This window comes from Sorangium sp. So ce145 (assembly GCF_051525985.1).
GTDB classification, from domain to species: Bacteria; Myxococcota_A; Polyangia; order Polyangiales; family Polyangiaceae; genus Sorangium; species Sorangium cellulosum_B.
On sequence record NZ_CP150315.1, the window covers coordinates 7,507,238 to 7,525,883 of the forward strand.

An 18,646-nucleotide genomic window follows, 5' to 3' on the forward strand; every position below is an offset into this window, starting at 1 on the left:
GGCTAGCTCCCTCGCTGCCGCTCGAGCCGCTCCCGCATCATGTTGGGGATACTCCCTGCGGCCTCGATCGCCCTCGCGAGCGCCGCGCTCGCCTCCGCGTGACGGCCTCGCCGAGACAGCGCGCGCGCCCGCGCCTCGATGACCTCGATCCGCTCCTGCCCCACGGAGAACCGGGCAGACCGCGCCTCCAGCTCGTCCCACTCCTCGGCGCTCGCCTCCCGCGTCGCCAGGTCGATCATCGACCAGTGCACCTCTTCCGCGGGGGCCATCACCGTGTCCTCGCGCCCCGCCGCGGCGGCCTTCGCCTGCTGAGCCCGGATCGCCTCGATGACCTCGCGCGCCCTGCTCTCCTCGCCGCGGTAGAGGAGCAGCCTCGCCAGGAGGAGACGCACCACCGGCCGCGCGTCCTCCCCGCGCTGCTGACGCTCCAGCGACACGGTCCGCTCCACGTGGGGCGTGGCCGCATCCAGGGCGCCCATCAGGTAGAGATACTCGCCCAGGTTGAACTCGCTCACGAGCTCCAGCATCCCGAGGCCCAGCTGGCGCGAGATGGTGAGCAGGCGGCACAGATCCGCGATCATCCCATTGGTGTCCCCCTGGCAGGCTCTGAGCAGCGCCCGGCCGTTGAACGCCGGCCCGAGGTGCAGGAGATCGCCGCGCTCCTCGCACATGTGGATCGCCCGATCCAGCGCGGCGCCTGCCTCGTCCAGCTTTCCCAGCCCCGGGTAGATGGCGCCCAGGAGGAGCAGCGACACCACGAGCGTCTCGTAACCCTCGTCGCCTAGCCCTTCTGCCTGCGCCGCCGCGCGCTCGAACTGTTGCGCCGACTCCTCCTCCCGGCTCTCACGGTGCAGCGAGCGCGCCACCCCCATCGAGAGCCGCGCCGCCAGCGCGGGCGGCAGATCGCCGCGCGCGAGCGCCCCCGCCCCCTCCACACGCTGCTTCGATCGGCCGTAGTCGTCCATCCAGTCGAGCGCCGTTGCCTCGTCGAGCAGGATCTCGATCTGCTCGATCACGTCGCCCTCCAGGGTCGCCATCGTGCGCGCGCGATCGAGATCGCCGAGCGCGTCGTGGTAGCGGCCCAGGCGGTAGCGCATCAGCCCCCGGCCCCTGTACGCCTTCCTCCGCCGCACCCCAGGCGCCTCGACAGGCTGCGCGAGCGCCCGGCTGTAGTAGAGCTCCGCCTCCACGTAGGCGTGCCGCGCGCGCGACCGCTCGGCGAGCTCCAGGTAGGCGTCCTCCGCGACCGTCGCGAGCCCCGCCTCGGCCGCGTGGTGCGCGATCCTGAGCCGCCGCTGCTCCCGGCCCTCGTGGGCCGCCTCGCGGTGGTGCTCGTACGCTGCCAGGTGGATCCGCCGCCGCTCGGCCTCGGCGACGTCCTGCGCCACCGCCTCCCGCACCAGCGCGTGCCGGAAGCGCAGCCGATCCTTCCGATCGCCGACCAGCACGCCCACCTTCAGCAACCGCTCGGTCCCGACGCGCGCGTCGAGCGGGAAGGCCGCGCCGTCGCCGCGGAGATCCAGCTGGCGCAGCACACCCGCGATCTCGTCGATCGACACCTCTGCGCCAAGCAGCGAGACGAGCCGCGCGTGCGCCCCGAGCGCCGGCCCGAGCGCCGCGATCTCCGCGTGCGCCAGCGGATCGAGCGACGGCAGCACAGGGAGGCGCTCGAGCTCGTCGGTCGCCAGGTACCACGCGTCACCCCGCAGGTGCCGGCGCAGGATCCCCTCGCGCTTGAGCCCGTGCACGAGCTCCACGAGCAAGAGCGGCACCCGCTGCGAGCGCTCGAGCAGGCGATCGATCGCCGGCTCCGGCACGTCCCGCGCGGGCAGGAGCAGCCGCCGGCACAGCGCCCGCGCGCTCTCGTCGTCCAGCGGCTCGAGCCGCAGGGCCTCGTATCGTGCAGCGCGCTCGCCCCAGGAGGGGTGCGCCTCGGCGAACGCCGGGCGCCCCATTGCGCAGATCCACAGCGACGTGGCCTCGTCCGCGAGCGCCGCGTACTCGAGCGCGGCGAGCGTCGCGTCATGAGCGAAGTGCGCGTCGTCGAGGAGGAGGATCACGGGCGACGCGGCCGCGCACTGGCGCAGGCACTCGCCCGCCGCCCGCACGCGCGCCGAGCGAAGCGCGCCAGGCGCGGCCCGGAGCGCCTCGAGCTCTGGGAAGATGTCGACGCCCGTCTGCTCGTCCACCCATCCGAGCGCCATCGCCAGCCCCAAGCGGAGCTCCTCGCCGAGCACGGCGCCGAGAGACTCCGGGAGCGCCCCGCGGACGCCGCTCTCCGGCGGCTGATCCGGCACGCAGAGCGCCTTGCGCACGAGCTCGTGGAGCGTCGCGTCCGACACGCCACTCGTGGGTTCCTGCCCGCGCAGCTCGATGATCCGGGCGTGCGGCAGGCGCTCGCGGAGCTGCTTGCCGAGCTCGACGAAGAGGCGGCTCTTCCCGTGGCCAGGCCCGCCCGTCACCGAGACGACCGTGGGCTTCTTCGTGCCGAGCGCCTCCTCGGCGCTCTGCAGGAGCTGCTCGAGGATGTCGCGACGGCCGACGAACCCGCCGGGGCGCGTCGCGTCCCGCGACTGGTCCTCGATGCCCGGCGGGAGCTCGTCGCCCGCCGCGGCGTGCGACCGCTCGGGGAGCGCGGCCGACGCCTCGGGCGTGAGGAAAGGCCCCAGCGGCCCGGAGGCGGACGGCCACCGCTCGGCGCGCGAGAAGAGCGGGCTCAGGAACCGCCGCGTCCCGTCCGGGCGCACCTGGATCGAGACAGACGCGAGATCGATGAGGACCCGCGTGCACAGCCCGCGTCGCAGGAGCTCGTCGGCCGCCCGCTGCGCGCGGCGCGCGGGGCTCGCCGTCCCCTCCTGGCCGAAGATGCCCACGTAACGAGCGCCGGAGGCGTGCGCGAGCTCGCCGCCGAGCGCCAGGAGCCTGCGCTGCACCGCGATGCGATCGGCCGCGCTCTCGAAGAACAGGAGCCCCATCACGCGGCGCTCGATGCCGGCCACGGAGCGCGACCCCTCCCGCGCGCTCGCCGCGACCTCGTCCCGGAGCGCGCGCTCCAGCGCCACGCGGAGCTCGCTCGCGCTCGCGAACCGCTCGCTCCGTTCCTTGGCCAGGCAGCGGTGCACCACCTCCTCGACCGCCCGCGGCACGGCCGCGCTGGCCGAAAGGCGCGGCGGTCTGCGGCTCCGGTGGTCCTCCAGCACCGCCGCGCGCGGCCCCCAGAACGGCGGCCGGCCCGCGAAGAGCTCGTACAGGATGACGCCCATCGCGTAGATGTCGGCGCGCGCGTCGAGATCGGGCCACCCGGCCGACTGCTCCGGCGCCATGTACTCGGCCGTCCCTACGGCGAGGTCCTCGTCCTGCCCGTCGTAACGCCACCCCACGACGCGGGCGATGCCGAGGTCGATCAGGGTCGCCCTCGCCTCATCGACGAGGATGTTCTCGGGCTTGAGGTCGCAGTGCACGTAGCCGCGCGCGTGCACAGCCTCGAGGGTCGCGAGCGTCGCGAGCCCGAGCCGGGCGGCCTCCTCGAGCTGCGGCGCTGGGCGCGCCGCGAGGCGGGAGGCGAGCGTGGGCGCGGCGATGTGCTCGATCACCGCGTAGGGCGAGCCGTCGTCCAGCGCCCCGCATGCGTGCACGCCCGGCACGTGGGGGGCGCCGATGGCCGAGAGCGCCTCGACCTCATCCCGGAGGCGCTGGCCTGTGCCGCGGCGATCGGCGCGCGCGAGCTTGATGGCCACGCGCGCGCCACCGCCCTCCGGCTCGGCCTCGAAGACGAGGCCGAAGCCGCCCTGCCCCAGCGTCCTGCGGGTCCAGTAGCCGGGGAAACGAGGCAAAGCGACGGGGACGACCTCCGTGATCTCCGGAGGAACCGACGACTGGCCGGACGGCGGCCGAGCGGACTGCGCGCACTCGGGGCACGCGCCCTGATTCCGCCGCCCGCAGGCCGGACAGCGCCCCGCTCCCTGGGTCGCGCGTTCCGGCTCCTCGTCTCGCAGGGCTTCCGAGCGCATTCACGCTCCTAGGGGCCGGCCGTCAAGAACGTGGTAACCACCTGGTCCGTGCGCACGTAAGGGCTGACGGAATGGTTCGTGACACACCCCCTGAAGTAGCCGGCCGTGGAGTCTACCCCGTTGCACATCTGATTGCACGGGCCCCAGATCACCATGGAGCCGCACTGCTGCCAGGTGACCTCCCCGGTGGTAGGGTCGGTCTCGACGTGGCCGGCCGCGCAGTCGCGTTGCACCTGGCGCGCACGAACGTAGCCCACCGAATCGTAGCAGGCTCCCAGGTAGGGCGTCGCGGCGAACAGGTTGCCCCAGAACGCGCCCTCTCTCACCGGATAGGCCGCGCGTTCCGCCGAAGTCGACGCCAGCTCGTTGTTTCGAAGGGAGATGTTCACCGAAACACCGTACCAGTTTACCCGCGCGGCGATGCAGGCCGAGATCTGATGCTGGACATAGGTATCGTTACCGATGCCATGGTTCGCCCACCAGTGCGCGTAGCCGAGATCGCCGTGGTACACCTCCGGGTGGGCGACCCCGCTGCTGTCGGTCCATGAGAACGCGAACGTCTGGTCGGGGCGCAGAGAACAGCTCACGATATAGCGCATGAGCTCCCGCGCCAGGGCGCCGCTCGTTCCCGGGTTCTTGATGGCCGCCAGCGCGGTCGAGTTCAGCGCGGTCGGGCTCAGCGCGTTCGGGGTCAGCCCGTTCGGGGTCAGCCCGTTCGGGGTCAGCCCGTTTGGGGTCAACCCGTTCCAGAGGTAGCCGTTGTGAGCAATGAGCTCGCTCTCGGCTTCCCCGACGAGCTCCTCCGCCTGCTCGTCGATCTCGGCGCCGATGCAGGCAGCAGTAAGCAGAGGTAATGCGAAGACCGCGACACTTCGTGAACAGCAAAGAACCATGACGGTCCCCCTTTTCATCGCCGCGTTTTGGCGTTTAAGGTCGAGTAGCCGCAAAGTTTAAGTTACCATTTCGAAATGCTTCTGCATAGCGCTTTAGTAAAGGATGCGTTCGATCCAGAGCGCTCGCTGGCAGCAGGGCTGTAACGCACCGCGACGCATCGCGACGCACGGCGCGGAGGAGCAGCAGATGAGCGACGAAGAAGACGAGACCAGGCCGTTTTCGGATTTCGAGAGGTCGGCCGCGCGCGGCGAGTTCCCGCCGGGCACCCTGGCGGGCGAGTACATCCTCGAAGGCTTCATCGCGCGTGGCGGCTGCGGTGTGGTCTACGGGGCGAGGCACGTCCAATCGGGCAGGCCCGCCGCGGTCAAGGTGCTGAGCGAGGCGGTGGCCCACTCTCGCCGCGTGGTCGATCGGTTCGCACGCGAGATCGAGGTGCTGCGGTCGATATCCCACCCGAACATTGTGGAAATCTACGGAGTAGGTGAGCTGAACAACTATCAGCCATTCTATGTCATGGAGCGCCTCGATGGCCAGACGCTCGACGCGCTGATCCGGTCCCAGACGCGGCTCACGCCGCGCGAGACCCTGGAGATGATGGAGCCTGTGTGCGCTGCACTAGCAGCCGCGCACACAGCGGGCATCGTTCACAGGGATGTGAAAGCGAGCAACATCTTCATCTGCTCGAGCCCGCCACGTACCGTGAAGCTGCTCGATTTCGGTATCGCAAAGATGATGGCGCCCGAGGAGGGGTCGACATGGCTCACCACCGCCGGACGTATGCCCGGGACGCCATCCATCATGGCTCCAGAGCAGATCCTCGGCGGTCCTATCGATGCGCGGGTGGACGTCTATGCGCTTGGCGTCCTCCTTCATCGTATGCTGGTGGGCCGGTTACCGTTCCACACACACGACATGGACGAGATGGTGCGGAAGCACCTGGAGGAGCAGCCGCTGCCCCCGAGCCTGCGGGTCCCGCTGCCCATCGAGCTCGACGCGGTGGTGCTGCGGTGCATGGAGAAGCGGCGGGAGCGGCGCTTTGCATCGGTCGAGGAGCTGATGTGCGCGCTCAGGGACGCCATCGGCGGGCCCGCGTCGGGCATGCCGAGCGGGCCCGACCCGGCGCACCCCGCGGTGGCGGTCTACCTGGAGGTCCGGATCCGCGGCGACGCCGGCGAGCTGGACGACGCGCTGAGCTTCGACATCGGTCGGGTGCTCGACATCGCCGAGTCGCAGCTCTCGCGCGCAGGCTTCATCCTCGCGTCGATCACCGGCAACGAGGTGCTCGGCGTTCGCCTCCTCCCGGCAAACGCAGCCGAGGCGCTGCGGGAGCGGCGCGCGGCGATCGAGCTCGCGACCGCCGTGCACCGGGCGCTGACCCAGCGACCGGAAGCGGACCCGCGCGTGCACGTCAACGTGTGCGTGCACGCGGACGACGTGCACGCCCGCCTCTCGCCGCAGCCCGAGATCACCGGGGGCGCGCTCATGTGCGCGGGGCACTGGGCTCCGGCCGACGACGTGCAGGGGGTGTTCGCGACGCCGAGCGCGAACGCGGGCCTGCTGGACGACGAGCCGACCCCCACGCGCCGCACGTAGCCACGAGCCGCAACGAAAGAGAGCGCCCTCGATCGCGGGCGCGTCAGCGCCGCGATCGAGGGCGGGTGATCCGGCGTGCGAACGTCGACAGCCCGCGGGTGCCGGTGCGGACGTTCGCCGCGGGCGCGGTCGACACGAGGCCGCCGAGAGCCACGAGCGCGCAGGCGGCGAGCAGCTGGGCGCTCGCCTCGGCGTGGCCGGCGACGCAGAGCAGCAGCGTCGAGAGGATCGGCGCGCCGTAGGACAGCACCCCGAGCTGCGGCACGTCGCCGTGCTTCGTCGCGTGATCCCACGCGACGAACGCGACCCCCACGGGGCCGAGCCCGAGCGCGAGCAGGCCGAGCGCCTCTCCGGCCGTGGGCACGACCGCGCGCTCGAACGCGAGGTGCCCGGCCAGGCCCAGGGCGGCCGTCACGGCGCAGGAGCCTGCGATGGCGTCGGCAGGGACCTCGGCGAAGCGGCGCTGGAGCACCGAGTAGGTCGACCAGAGGAGCGCGCAGCCGAGCGCGGCCAGGTAACCGGGCGTGTGTGTGGCGCTCAGGCCGACGGCGCCCCCGCCGGCGACGAGCGTCCAGACGCCCGCGAGCCCGAGCAGCGCCCCGACCACGTGCCTGCCGCGCAGGCGCCCGCCGGGGAGCGCCGCCGAGAGCAGGACGATGAGCAGCGGCCACAGGTACGAGATGACGCTGACCTGCACGGGCGGCGCGGCGGAGAGCGCATAGAAATAGAGGGCGTGATAACCGAACAGGCCGCCCACGCCGAGGATCCAGCTGCCGAGCGGCTGGCGCAGCGCGCCGAGGCCGCCCCCGCCGCGCCGGGCGAGCCGCGCCGCGCCGAGGAGCGCCGCGACCGCGAAGGTCGACGAGAGCACCTGGAGCGGCGGCAACCGGCGCACCGAGGTCGAGAGCAGGGCGAGGCTGCCCCAGAGCCCGATCGCCGCGACGCCCGCCAGGGTGGCGGCTCGCCGCGAGGGGCGCGCCGCTGGCGTCGCTGCCATCGCCGCGTCCGGTAGGGCGGCGCCGTGCGTCGTGTCCGACATGGCGCCGAGCATGGCGCGCCGGCCGGCCGCCGTCTTGGCTCAGGCTCCGGCGTCGTGTGCCGGGACTACGGGCTCGCGCCCCAGCGGCATTCACCCGCGCGCCGGCTGGCTCGCCGTGCCTGGGCTGCGCGCCTGCAGCGCGACTACGCTCGCCCGCGCCGCGGCTCGCCCCGACGCTCGGCCCGGACCGCGCGACGCAGGGCCGCCGGGGTCACGCCGCGGCGGCGCCGCAGGCTGCGGGTCAGGCAGCTCTGGTCGGCGTAGCCGCAGCGGATCGCGATCTCCGCGATCCCGAGCTCGGTGCGGGACAGGAGGTCGGTCGCGCGCGCGAGGCGCAGATCCGCGATGCGCTCCTGCACCGTCGTCCCGAGGACCGTGCGGAACAGATGGTGGAGGTGCCCCGGGCTCAGCTCCGCCCGCGCAGCCACATCCGCGACGGTGAGCGGCTCGTGCGCGTGGTCCTCGAGGAAGCGCAGCGCGCGGCGCAGCTTCTCCGGGGCGCGCATCGGGCCGAGCGCGCCGCGCGCCCCGCGCTCGGCCAGCGTGAGCACGAGCAGCCCCGCCCACCGCCGGCGCAGCGCGACCGAGCCGCCCCGGTCGAGCTCGTCCGCCGCGGTCCGGACCAGGTGCGCAGCAGCGGCGTCGAGGGCGATCGACCCGCCGGCGATCCTCTCGAACCACGGCGTGGCGCCGAGCGCTTCCGCGGAGGCGGGCGGCACATCGATGACGAGGAAGCGATTCCGGTCCGGCGCCGCGAAAGCGTGGCGGGTGTCGCACGGGACGAGAGCACCCGAGAGCCCGGATGCCATGAGCTCTCGACCGTCCATCGAGAGCGCTATCGCGCCTTCCAGAGGCAAGACCAGCTGGTGGTGCGCGTGGCGGTGCGCGACCACCTCGGCCGAGTATCGCCGGACGCCAATCTCGACCTCATCCATGGCGCGCCATGATCTCACGCGCGGCGCGCGCGCGCCATGGGCCCTCGGGCTCCCTACCTCGCCAGCGCTCCCGCCGGCGCGGCGCGCCGGACGCAGCGCGCGCGGGACGCAGCGCGCGCCGCGGGGCGGAGCTCACCGGCAGGGCGGGCCGTACAGGGCCGCGGCGCCGCGCGCGTCGCGCTCCGTCAGATCGAGGTCGCCCCAGTTCGTGCCGTTGCACCACGGATAGTGCATCACCGAGCCCGCGTCGTACGGCGTCAGGGCGCGCCAGCCGGCGTCCTCGAAGCAGGCGCCCGCCTCGGGCCGCGTGTGCTCGTGCCGGAACCCGAGCGCGTGACCGAGCTCGTGCCGCAGGACGCCCGTGAGCGTCCAGAGATCCAGCGGGCCGAGGGCGGTCGAGTCGATGAGGAGATTGCGCGCGCGGCGCGCGCTGTCGGGGAAGAACGCGCGCGCGTAGTACGGCTGCCCCTCGACCGGGCGCACGTCGAAGACGACCCTGTTGTTGCGCGCATCGCACGCGTCGTCCTGGTCCGCGCGGTGAACGAAGCGGACGCCCGCCACCTCCTCCCACGCCGCGGCGGCGCTCTCCATCGCGGAGACCACCGCGCCATGGTCGTCACCGAACGCCTCGCTCACGCAGTAGCTGAGGTTCCGCTTCTCCCTGTCGCTCCACCGCACGTCCCTCCCACGGCTCTGAGCGACGATGAGCGCTCCGCGCTGGACGTGGCGCTCATAGAACCGCTCGAGCCCGTCGAGGCCCTCGACGGGAATGTCGCCATCGACGATGTAGATGCCGCTCTCCGGCTCACGATAGGTGCGAGCCTCGAACTCGTCGAAGCTCACCTCCGTATCGCCGACCTGCTCGGAGATCTCCTCTCCCCCAGGCGCGCCGGCGGCGCACCCGACCGACGCGAGCGACAGGACGAGGAGACCAAGAGACTTCGTAGACAGGTGACTCATCATACAAGAACCTCTCGTTCATGCCTTTCCCTCTCGGGTCAGGCGAGGGCGCGCAGCGCCGCAGTGAGCTCCGCCGGACGGCGCCACGGGACCCCCACGGCGGGTCGGGCCGACTCGACTGCTGGTACTGACGCGGATGGCGTCCGGTTTCGTTGTCCGATATTGGCAAGCGACGTGCCGCACGCGCGATGGCTTGACTTTGCGGTGCAGAGGTCAAGCGCGGAGCGATGGAGTCCACACGTGTGGAGCGGGCGTTTGCGCACCTGTGCAAGGACTTGCGTATCGAGATCGAAGCGTGCCGGGGAGAGGGACAAGGCGGCGCGCCCGCGCGCGGTGGCGACCCCCGCGGGGCGCGCGCGCCGACGGGGGCGGCCGCCGGCGCGTCTCCGTGCGGCCCCGACGCGGCGCAGGGCGGGGAGCGCGGGCAAGCGCCGACTGGAGGAAATCGCCGGCCCGCCTGCGCCTCCGGCAGAGGGGGCTGCGCGCCCCGCCGCGCCCGCGCCGCGCGTTTCGCTGGACGAGCGGCCGCGGCTCGCCAATCCTTGGGCGCATGAAGCTGACCAGCATCGCCGCAGAGACCGTGCAGATCGCGAGTCGCGGCGAGTACATCGCGCCCTCGGGCGCGACCGTTCGCATCCGCGACCGCGTCCTCGCCGCGGTGAAGGGGACCGTGCTTTACCGGCCCGGATCACTCGACGCCTGGGAGCCGAAGGAGCGCCTCGATCGCCCGACGGCGATCGAGGTCACCGGCGAGACCACGGGGGCGGCGGGGCGGCGGCTCATCGAGCAGGAGGGCGAGGCCCGCGTCATGGCCCTCAACTTCGCCTCCGCCAAGAACCCCGGGGGCGGGTTCCTGCGCGGGGCCAAGGCCCAGGAGGAGGACCTCGCCAGGTGCTCGGCGCTGTACGCGTCCCTTGTCGAGCAGCGCGAGTATTACGACCAGAACCGGGCCTGCGGGAGCTTTCTCTATACCGACCACATCATCTACTCGCCGGACGTGCCGTTCTTCCGCGACGAGCAGCACGCCCTCCTCGACCGGCCGTTCGCGCTGTCGATCCTCACGGCGCCGGCGCCGAACGCCGGCGAGGCGTTCCAGCGCGACGACGCCACGGACCAGGAAATCCGGGCCGCCCTGGAGCGCCGCGCGGACATGGTGCTCGCCGCGGCGGGCGCGCACGGGCACCGGTGCCTGGTCCTCGGGGCGTGGGGGTGCGGCGTCTTCCGCAACGATCCGCGCGAGGTCGCCGACGTCTTCGCCCGGTGCCTCGAGCGCCCGCGCTTCCGCGGCGCGTTCTCGCGCGTGGTGTTCGCGGTGTACGACCGGGGCGCCGATCGGCCGAACTACCGGGCCTTCCAGGAGCGGTTCGCGCAGGCGTAAGCGCGAACTGCCGCCGGCGCCTCCGATCCCGCGCGCGCCGCCACGGCCCCGCGCGGCTCACACCGTGGGATCCCCACCCCAGAGCTGCGCATACCTCGCGCGACGTCGCGCTCCCCGCCTACCTCCACCGCCAAAATCGAGGACTGACCCCTTCCGCCGGGTCCGTTTCGGATTGTCGGGTCGCGATCGAAGAGCGAGAGTCATGGCTCCGACTTGAGGACGATCGACGACAGGCTCGCCGCGCTCCTCGCCGCGGCCGTCTTCTCCGCGTCACCCCTGCTCCTCTGCGGGTGCGCGTCGACCGCGCCCGCGCCGCGGGCCGTCGCGCGGGGGGCCGCGGCGCCGCTCGACCAGCGCTTCGCCAGCGAGCCCGCGCCGACGCCGCGCTTCCCCGATCCGGAGCGCGGGCGGAAGCTCCGCGCGGCGGCGGCCGACGTGCAGGCGCTCGCGCGGCGCGCCGCGGAGAGGGAGCGCTTGCCGGCGCTCGCGCTGGGCGTCGTCATCGACGAGGAGCTCGCGATCCAGGCGGTGCTCGGCGTGCGGGACGCCGCGGCGGGCGGGGCGGTCGACGAGCACACGCGCTTCCGCATCGGCTCCGTCACCAAGCCGCTGACCGCGGCGGCGATACTGCGGCTCCGCGACGAAGGGCGGCTGTCGATCGACGCGCCGGCGGCGCGCTACCTGCCGGCGCTCTCCGGCGTCGTCTACCCGACGCGCGACGCGCGGCAGATCACGGTCCGCGACCTGCTCACGCACAGCTCCGGCCTGCCGCGGCTCGGCGTGTTCCCCCCGGCGTCGACGTCGCGCGACGTCACCGAGCGGGAGATCCTGGCCACGCTCGACGGCTTCGGGCTCGAGAGCGCGCCGGGCACCGCGACCTCCTACTCGAACCTCGGCTACTCGCTCCTCGGGCTGGTCGTCGCGCGCGCCGCCGGCGTGCCGTACCGGCGCTACATGAGCGACGCGGTGCTCGGGCCGCTCGGCATGCGCGACGCCGCCTGGGACCCGTCGCAGGTGCCGCCCGGCGCGCTCGCGTCGCCCCACGCGCGCGGCGTCGACGACGACGGCGCCGTGGCGCCCATCCAGCCCTGGCGGCTCGGGGCCTCCGAGGCGACCGCGGGGCTCTACGCGAGCCTCGCCGACATGGGTCGCTTCGTCGGGTTCGAGCTCGCCGCCTGGCCCGCGCGCGACGCGCCCGAGGCAGGGGCCCTGCGGCGGAGCACGGTGCGCGAGTCGCACCTGATGGCGCGCAACGGCTCGGCGTTCCCGGCCGCCGGCGGCGACGACGGCCCCGGGCTCGGCTGGCACGTGCGCGAGGACTGCGACCTCGGCCACGTGGTCTTCCACAATGGCCTGATCGACGGATTCTCCGCGTCGGTGACGCTCCTCCCGCAGCGGGGCGTCGGCGTCGTCGCGCTCGCCAACGTCGCCGGCGCCGATCTCGAGTCGCTCAACGCGGACGTGCTCGGCCAGCTCGCGGCGACCGGCGCCATGGAGGCGCGCGTCGTCCCTCCCTCCCCGCCCGTGCGCCGCGCCGCCCAGGCCGTCGCCTCGGTCATCGGCCGCGCGCGCACGGGGGCGCTCGATCGCAGGCTCAGGCCCGGCTGGTTCCCGGAGGCTCACCTCGCCTCGCTGCGGGAGGCGCTGCGCGACGCCGGCGCGCGGGTGGGGGCGTGCGCGCTCGACGGCTCCGCCGTGGTGGAGAGCGCCACGGCGGCGCGCTTCGGCCTGCGCTGCGAGCGCGGCGCGCTCTCGCTGGCCGTGCGCGTGGACACCTCGCCGGACGCGCGGATCACGTCGCTCAGCGTGGAGGAGCAGACGGGGGCTATCGCCCGGCAAGCCCCCGGCCCGAGCGACCGCCCAGCCCGCTGCCGCTGAGCGATCTGTAGCCCGGTGGGTTCGCCACTCCTGCTAGTGTAACCGCGCCCATCGTCCCGGGCGTCGAACCGTCCCCCTCACCTCGCGGAGACCCGCTTGAAGCACAACGACGTGGTGGTTTTGATCCTCGGCGGAGGCGTAGGAAGCCGCCTCTACCCGCTCACCAAGCTGCGCTCGAAGCCAGCGGTCCCGACCGGCGGCAAGTACCGGCTGGTCGACATCCCGATCAGCAACTGCCTCAACTCGGGGTTCAACCGCATCCACATCCTCACGCAGTTCAACTCGGTCTCGCTCCACAACCACATCACGCAGACGTACCGATTCGACGTCTTCTCCGCCGGCGCGGTGCAGATCCTCGCGGCCGAGCAGACGCCGACCCACAGCGACTGGTACCAGGGCACCGCCGACGCCGTCCGCAAGCAGCTCGTCGAGGTGAAATCGCCGAACCCGCGGGACGTCATGATCCTCTCGGGCGATCACCTCTACCGCATGGACTACGAGCCCTTCCTCGAGCACCACCGCGAGACCCGGGCCGACGTCACGCTCGCCGTCCGCCCCGTCCCGACGGCCGAGGTGTCGCGCCTCGGCATCGTGGACACCGACGACGCCGGGCGTGTGGTCAAGTTCGTCGAGAAGCCGAAGGACATGAAGCTGCTCGACAACGTGCGGAAGCTGCCCGATCCGGCGAACCCGTGGCTCGCCTCGATGGGCGTCTACATCTTCAGCGCCAAGGCGCTCTACGAGATGCTCGAGCACGACAACGCCTCCGACTTCGGCAGCCACATCCTCCCCCGGGCGCTCGACACGCATCGGATGATGACCTACACGTTCGACGGGTACTGGGAGGACATCGGCACGATCCGCAGCTACTACGAGGCCAGCCTCGCGCTCACGGACTCCGATCCTCCGTTCTCGTTCTACGACCCGCAGCGGCCGATCTACACGCGCCCGCAGTTCTTCCCCCCGGCCCACGTCACCGCCGGCTCGGTCCTCGACCAGGTGCTCCTCGCCGAGGGGAGCCGGATCATCGAGTCGAAGATCTCCCGGTCGGTCGTCGGGCAGCTCTCCTCCATCGGGCCCCACGTCTCCATGTCGAACACGGTCATGATGGGCGCGGACTACGAGTCGCTGTTCCAGGCCCACGGCCCCGAGAGCACGCGGGGTCTGCCGCCCATCGGCATCGGCCGGGGGTGCACCATCGACGGCGCGATCATCGACAAGAACGCGCGCATCGGCGACGGGGTGGTGATCCGCAACATCCCCGACCGGCCGGACACCGACGCCCCGTACTACGCGGCCCGGGAAGGCATCGTGGTCGTCCCGAAGAACGCCGTCGTCCCGCCGGGCACGGTCATCTGAGCGCGGGCCGCGCCCCGGCCGCCGAGGGGGCGGCGGCTGGGCGCGCGGGCGGAAGAGGCGCGCTCGCGCGGGTAGGCATAGGCAAGGCAGGCCGGGTAGGCAGGCCGAACGCCGCCGCGGCGCCCGGCCACTCGCCCCTCGTCGGCTGGGCCCCGGTCTGGTAAAGAGCGCACTTATGCGAATCTGCATCCTCGGCGCCACGGGCCTTGTCGGCCGCGAAACCATCACCCTCATCGCGCGGGCCTGGCCCGGCGCGACGCTCGCCCTGTTCGCGAGCCGGGACCAGGAGCTCACCCTCGACGGCAAGTCGTACGAGGTGCTCGGCGCGTCGCGCCTCGAGGCGCAGGACGCCCCCCGCGGAGACCTCGCGTTCGTGGCCCTGGATGACGATCACAGCAAGCGGTACGTCCCGCGGCTCGTGGAGCTCGGGTACCGCGTGATCGACAAGAGCAACACGTACCGCGCCGACCCGAAGGTGCCGCTCGTCGTCGCCGGGGTGAACTCGAGCATCGTCGACGACTCGGTCCGGCTCGTGGCCAACCCGAACTGCACGACCATCCCGCTGATGCTCGCGCTCTCGCCGCTGCGCCGGGAGTTCGGGCTGAGCGCGGTCACGGTGAGCACGTACCAGGCGGTCAGCGGCGCCGGCATCGCCGCCCTGGACTCGTTCCTCGCGGACGCGCGCGACGGCTTCCAGGCCCTCGATCGCCTGGGCCTGCCGTTCAAGCCGTCGGGCTACGCCGGCAACACCGTCCCGCACAACGGCGGCACCGACGAGAGCGGCTTCTCCTCGGAAGAGCGGAAGCTCATCTTCGAGAGCCGCAAGATCCTGAGCATGCCGGAGCTCGGCGTCTCCGCGCAGTGCTGCCGGGTCGGCGTCGCGGTCGGCCACTACGAGAACGCGTGGATCACGTTCGATCGCCCGGTGGATCTCGAGCGGGTCGCGGGCATCCTGGGAGATCCGGCGAAGTCGCCCTTCGTGAAGCACCTGCCCGGCGCCGCCGGCGAGGGCCTGAGCGCGCTCCACTGCGTGCAGGACCGAGACCTCGCGCTGGTCGGGCGGATCCGCCCCGATCACCGGGACCGCGACCGGAAGAGCGTGTGCCTGACCGTGGTCGGGGACAACCTTCGGCTCGGCGCGGCCACCAACGCGGTCCGCGCCGCGACGCGCTGGTTCCCGAGCGCCGATCGGGACCTGCAGGCCCCCTGACGGCCAGCGATGCAACCCACCCAGCCCCTCATGATCCTCGTCGCCGGGCCGTATCGCTCGGGCACGGGCGATGATCCGGCTCTGATCGCGGCCAACGTTCGCGCGATGAACGACATGGCCGTGCGCCTCTTCCGGGCGGGCCACCTCCCCGTCCTCGGCGAATGGTTCGCGCTGCCGCTCATCGAGCACGCCGGGTCGCGGCAGCTCGGCGACGAGATCTTCAATGAGATCTTCCATCCCGTCGCCCGCCGGCTCGTCGCGCGCTGCGACGCTTGCCTGCGGATCGGCGGCCCCTCGAAGGGCGCCGACGAGATGGTCGAGCTGTCCCGCTCCATGGGCAAGCAGGTCTTCTTCAGCTTCGACGAGGTGCCGGGCTGCGCCTAGCCGCGGGTGCCACACGAGAGACACGTGGGAGGCGCACGAGGCGCCGCGGCGGCGCGGTCTCTTCAGGGCTCGGACCCCGGCCAGCCAGCGCCGACAGGGAGCGCCTGCACGTCGGGGAAGAGCATGTAAATACGCTTTCCATTCCACGTCTGCCCGTGGGGCGGCGAGGGCGCGGCCGCGGCGACGCTCGCGCGCACGGCGCGCCCGAGCGCGGCTGCGCCGTCGAGCGCCTGGCTGAGCGCCGCGAGCGCCTGCGCCAGCTCGGGGAGCGACGCGTCGCCCGACGTGCCCCGCGCGACGAGGGCGTCGACCTCGCGGCTGCGCACGCCGAAGTCCGACGGCAGCGGGTGCGCGGGCTGCGCCGTGACCGCGGCGTGGAGGAACTGGCGCTTCGCCACGCCGCCCGCCTCGCCGAAGCCCGCGACGAGCTCGAAGAGCGCCGACGCGACGCCGAAGCCTGGCTCCACCTCGCGGGGATCGTGGGGCTGGGAGCCCCTGATCCCCAGATCATCGAGGTACTCGAACCCCGTATGGCTCAGCGCGGCCGAGCGCTCCGTCTCGGGCAGGGGCGGCGCGACCCGCACCTCGCCGCTCTCGAAGACGATGACGCGCGCGTACGTGAAGCGCGCGTGCGGCACGGCGAGCCGCACGCGCGCGAGCTGCGCCGCGACCTCCGCCGCCGCGCCGATCTCGAAGCGCGAGCCCGGAAGGTGGCGCGCGATGCCCGCCAGCGTCATCCCCGCCGCGTCGGGCCAGGGGCACACGGCGACGTGCCGCGGGAGGGCCTCCGCCTCGCCCGGCGCACACACGCGCTCCAGCCCGAACGAGGCGGGGGCGAGGAGCGGCGGCCGCTGGCCCTCCATCCGCCGCAGATCGCCGAACAGCCAGGCGCGGTTCTCCCCGTGGTGCTCGGGCGCGAGCATCCGCGCGCCGACGAGCAGCGCGACGGTGCCCCCGGCGCGCGCGAGCCATGCCTCGGGCACGGAGAGGTGCTCGTACAGGAAGGCCTCGACGATGAGCTGCCACTCGCGGGGCGGCTCGGGAGGCAGGGGAGCGGCGGTACGGTACATGGCGGGTGCAGGGCTTCGAACAGCAGCGCGCTCGGCCCCGGATGCACACACGAGACGGGGGAGCTCGTGAAGTAGCGTATCCAAGCCGGGAGCGCCGCGGAACACGGCAGCGCGCCGCTGCCGCCGATCGGCGAGCGCGCTGCCGTGCGAGCCATCAGGCTCGCCGGCTGCTTCGGGCGCCATCGATGCGGGCAGCTGGGGAAGCCTCGAGCATCGAACCGGCGACGCGCAGCGCTGCAATCGTGCGCTCGCACGCGAACAACGCGTCGCCGGCCGAGAGCGGTGATTGGTATTGCCCCCACGTCGACACCCTCCTGGCGACGGCAGTCCTGTCGACGCTCGACGCTGCCCCTCGGGGGTCCGGGCGCCGGGCCCCGAGCGCGAGCGCGGACCAGGGGACGCCAGGTCTCTTTCACCGTTCGGAGCTTGGAATGAAGACTCGATTGCGCACCATCTCAGCGATACCCGCAAGCCTCATCGGATTGCTCATGGCAGCGGCCTGCGGCTCCGACGCCGGCAGCGACCCGGAGGGCAGCGGCGGCGGCTCGGCGACGGGGGGCTCGCCCGAAAGCGGCAGCTCGGCGACGGGGGGCTCGCCCGAAAGCGGTGGCTCTGGCGCGGGCAGCGGCGTCGCGAGCGGCGGGACGTCGGGCGCCGGCGCGGCGGGCTCGGGAGGCTCCGCCGCCACGAGCAGCACCGGCGGCAGCGGCGCGGACTCCGGCGCGGCGAGCACCGGCGGGAACGGCGCCGGAGGCGCGGGCTCCAGCGCGACCGGCACGGGCGGCAGCGGCGCCGGAGGGGCCGGAACGGGCGGCAGCGGCGCCGGAGGGGCCGGAACGGGCGGCAGCGGCGGTGGTGACGCCGCGTATCCGTGCGACGGAGACACGAGCGGCTACAACGCCGTGGTGACCCGGTCCGGATCCGACTGGACCGCGAAGAACGGCGCTCGCAACGTCTACAGCGGCGGCGACATGCGGGCCGCGATGCAGGCGGCGCTCGACAGCTTGAGCTCCGGCCGCACCAGCAAGCAGAGCGTCCTGGTCCAGGGCTCCGGGACCGTGGCCGCGAGCTCGAGGCTGAACGTGCCCAGCTACACCGTGCTCAACGTCTGCGGCACGATCGAGGTCACCGGCAGCGGCTCCGGCGACAACGCGCCCATCTACGCGCGCGGCCGGACCGACATCGAGATCCCGAACGTCACGATCAGCGGCACCCCGCTCTACGCCATGTTCTTCCGCGACGTCGAGAACCTGCGCCTCGGCCATGTCGAGCTGCGCGTCTCGAGCGGGCTCGGCGTCCGCATCGACAACCATGGGCGCTCGGACCGCGCCAACAAGGTGAAGAACATCGAGATCGACCATGTCTACGCCGAGGGGACCAGCTCTCACGGCGTCGAGACCTACGGCGTCGACGACATCCGCATCGGCACCGTCATCGCGCGCGACACCGGAGAATGCGGCCTCCTCCTGAACGACACGACCAACGCCGAGGTCGGGAAGGTCGACGCCGTGAACGCGGGCGCGGGCACCGGCTACGCGGCGTTCCGGCTCGCCAACCGCGCGGGGCGCATCGGCAGCGGCTACCCCACCAACATCCACGTCGGCCAGGTCATCGCCCGCGGCGGCGGGCGCGGGATCTTCTGCGTGTCCGAGAGCGGGGGCGTCACGATCGACCGGATCGATCTCGCCGACACCGGCAACAACGCGATCCTGCTCGAGAACTGCCACAACGTGAACATCGCCGCCGAATCCGGGACCGTCGACGGCGGCGGCGACATCCGCCTGGCCGCACGCACCGAGTTCGCGAACTCCTCGGACATCACGATCCAGAACCTCACGATCACGGACACGGCCGTCAACGAGAACCCCTGCGCCGAGAACAGCACTTTCCGCAACCTCACGCTGGTGAACGCCCGCGACAACAGCTGCGATTAGAG

General features: G+C 72.8%; 13 protein-coding genes. 7 read left to right on the forward strand and 6 right to left on the reverse strand.

Going from position 1 to position 18,646, the window contains the following annotated elements; all coding sequences use genetic code 11:
* Positions 1 to 2: 2 nt before the first annotated feature.
* Positions 3 to 4,010, reverse strand: a complete 4,008-nt coding sequence (locus WMF34_RS27570) for a serine/threonine-protein kinase (protein ID WP_437989646.1) — start codon at positions 4,008 to 4,010, stop codon at positions 3 to 5.
* 8 nt (positions 4,011 to 4,018) lie between these two features.
* Positions 4,019 to 4,903 (reverse strand): hypothetical protein, encoded by an 885-nt coding sequence (locus WMF34_RS27575; RefSeq protein WP_437989647.1) that lies wholly within the window; start codon positions 4,901 to 4,903, stop codon positions 4,019 to 4,021.
* 187 nt (positions 4,904 to 5,090) lie between these two features.
* Here WMF34_RS27575 and WMF34_RS27580 point away from each other — a divergent pair, with 187 nt between their 5' ends.
* Complete coding sequence (locus tag WMF34_RS27580; RefSeq protein WP_012237971.1) at positions 5,091 to 6,497, forward strand: serine/threonine protein kinase; 1,407 nt, start codon at positions 5,091 to 5,093, stop codon at positions 6,495 to 6,497.
* Between the two features lie 43 nt (positions 6,498 to 6,540).
* On the opposite strand, the gene yddG is transcribed toward WMF34_RS27580, so the two are convergent.
* The 3 genes from yddG to WMF34_RS27595 all read right to left on the reverse strand — a co-directional run bounded on the left by yddG (position 6,541) and on the right by WMF34_RS27595 (position 9,431).
* Positions 6,541 to 7,536: an aromatic amino acid exporter YddG gene (gene yddG / locus WMF34_RS27585; RefSeq protein WP_157906942.1), complete on the reverse strand. Its 996-nt coding sequence runs from the start codon at positions 7,534 to 7,536 to the stop codon at positions 6,541 to 6,543.
* Positions 7,537 to 7,679: 143 nt separating this feature from the next.
* Positions 7,680 to 8,471, reverse strand: a complete 792-nt coding sequence (locus tag WMF34_RS27590) for a helix-turn-helix domain-containing protein (RefSeq protein ID WP_437989648.1) — start codon at positions 8,469 to 8,471, stop codon at positions 7,680 to 7,682.
* 132 nt (positions 8,472 to 8,603) lie between these two features.
* The gene (locus WMF34_RS27595) at positions 8,604 to 9,431 is read right to left on the reverse strand and encodes a matrixin family metalloprotease (RefSeq protein WP_437989649.1); all 828 of its coding nucleotides are present in this window, start codon (positions 9,429 to 9,431) and stop codon (positions 8,604 to 8,606) included.
* Positions 9,432 to 9,981: 550 nt separating this feature from the next.
* On the opposite strand from WMF34_RS27595, the gene WMF34_RS27600 reads away from it, so the two are divergent.
* From WMF34_RS27600 to WMF34_RS27620, 5 genes are all read left to right on the forward strand, one after another.
* The gene (locus tag WMF34_RS27600) at positions 9,982 to 10,809 is read left to right on the forward strand and encodes a TIGR02452 family protein (protein WP_044965908.1); all 828 of its coding nucleotides are present in this window, start codon (positions 9,982 to 9,984) and stop codon (positions 10,807 to 10,809) included.
* A gap of 213 nt (positions 10,810 to 11,022) precedes the next feature.
* Positions 11,023 to 12,687: a serine hydrolase domain-containing protein gene (locus WMF34_RS27605; RefSeq protein ID WP_437989650.1), complete on the forward strand. Its 1,665-nt coding sequence runs from the start codon at positions 11,023 to 11,025 to the stop codon at positions 12,685 to 12,687.
* Positions 12,688 to 12,783: 96 nt separating this feature from the next.
* Positions 12,784 to 14,046, forward strand: a complete 1,263-nt coding sequence (gene glgC, locus WMF34_RS27610; RefSeq protein ID WP_012237977.1) for a glucose-1-phosphate adenylyltransferase — start codon at positions 12,784 to 12,786, stop codon at positions 14,044 to 14,046.
* A 175-nt stretch (positions 14,047 to 14,221) separates the two neighbouring features.
* Positions 14,222 to 15,256: an aspartate-semialdehyde dehydrogenase gene (locus WMF34_RS27615; protein WP_437989651.1), complete on the forward strand. Its 1,035-nt coding sequence runs from the start codon at positions 14,222 to 14,224 to the stop codon at positions 15,254 to 15,256.
* A gap of 9 nt (positions 15,257 to 15,265) precedes the next feature.
* Positions 15,266 to 15,640, forward strand: coding sequence for a DUF4406 domain-containing protein (locus tag WMF34_RS27620; RefSeq protein WP_437989652.1), 375 nt, complete (start codon positions 15,266 to 15,268; stop codon positions 15,638 to 15,640).
* Between the two features lie 62 nt (positions 15,641 to 15,702).
* Here WMF34_RS27620 and WMF34_RS27625 read toward each other — a convergent pair whose 3' ends face one another.
* Complete coding sequence (locus tag WMF34_RS27625) at positions 15,703 to 16,710, reverse strand: hypothetical protein (protein WP_044965910.1); 1,008 nt, start codon at positions 16,708 to 16,710, stop codon at positions 15,703 to 15,705.
* 488 nt (positions 16,711 to 17,198) lie between these two features.
* Here WMF34_RS27625 and WMF34_RS27630 point away from each other — a divergent pair, with 488 nt between their 5' ends.
* The gene (locus WMF34_RS27630) at positions 17,199 to 18,644 is read left to right on the forward strand and encodes a right-handed parallel beta-helix repeat-containing protein (RefSeq protein ID WP_437989653.1); all 1,446 of its coding nucleotides are present in this window, start codon (positions 17,199 to 17,201) and stop codon (positions 18,642 to 18,644) included.
* Positions 18,645 to 18,646: the final 2 nt, after the last annotated feature.

Coding starts and splice junctions, on each gene's coding strand:
- WMF34_RS27575 (WP_437989647.1), bottom strand. CDS start 4,903: ATGGTTCTTTGCTGTTCACGAAGTGTCGCGGTCTTCGCATTACCTCTG.
- yddG (WP_157906942.1), bottom strand. CDS start 7,536: ATGTCGGACACGACGCACGGCGCCGCCCTACCGGACGCGGCGATGGCA.
- WMF34_RS27630 (WP_437989653.1), top strand. CDS start 17,199: ATGGCAGCGGCCTGCGGCTCCGACGCCGGCAGCGACCCGGAGGGCAGC.
- WMF34_RS27580 (WP_012237971.1), top strand. CDS start 5,091: ATGAGCGACGAAGAAGACGAGACCAGGCCGTTTTCGGATTTCGAGAGG.
- WMF34_RS27615 (WP_437989651.1), top strand. CDS start 14,222: ATGCGAATCTGCATCCTCGGCGCCACGGGCCTTGTCGGCCGCGAAACC.
- WMF34_RS27625 (WP_044965910.1), bottom strand. CDS start 16,710: ATGTACCGTACCGCCGCTCCCCTGCCTCCCGAGCCGCCCCGCGAGTGG.
- WMF34_RS27620 (WP_437989652.1), top strand. CDS start 15,266: ATGCAACCCACCCAGCCCCTCATGATCCTCGTCGCCGGGCCGTATCGC.
- WMF34_RS27595 (WP_437989649.1), bottom strand. CDS start 9,431: ATGAGTCACCTGTCTACGAAGTCTCTTGGTCTCCTCGTCCTGTCGCTC.
- WMF34_RS27590 (WP_437989648.1), bottom strand. CDS start 8,471: ATGGATGAGGTCGAGATTGGCGTCCGGCGATACTCGGCCGAGGTGGTC.
- WMF34_RS27570 (WP_437989646.1), bottom strand. CDS start 4,010: ATGCGCTCGGAAGCCCTGCGAGACGAGGAGCCGGAACGCGCGACCCAG.
- WMF34_RS27600 (WP_044965908.1), top strand. CDS start 9,982: ATGAAGCTGACCAGCATCGCCGCAGAGACCGTGCAGATCGCGAGTCGC.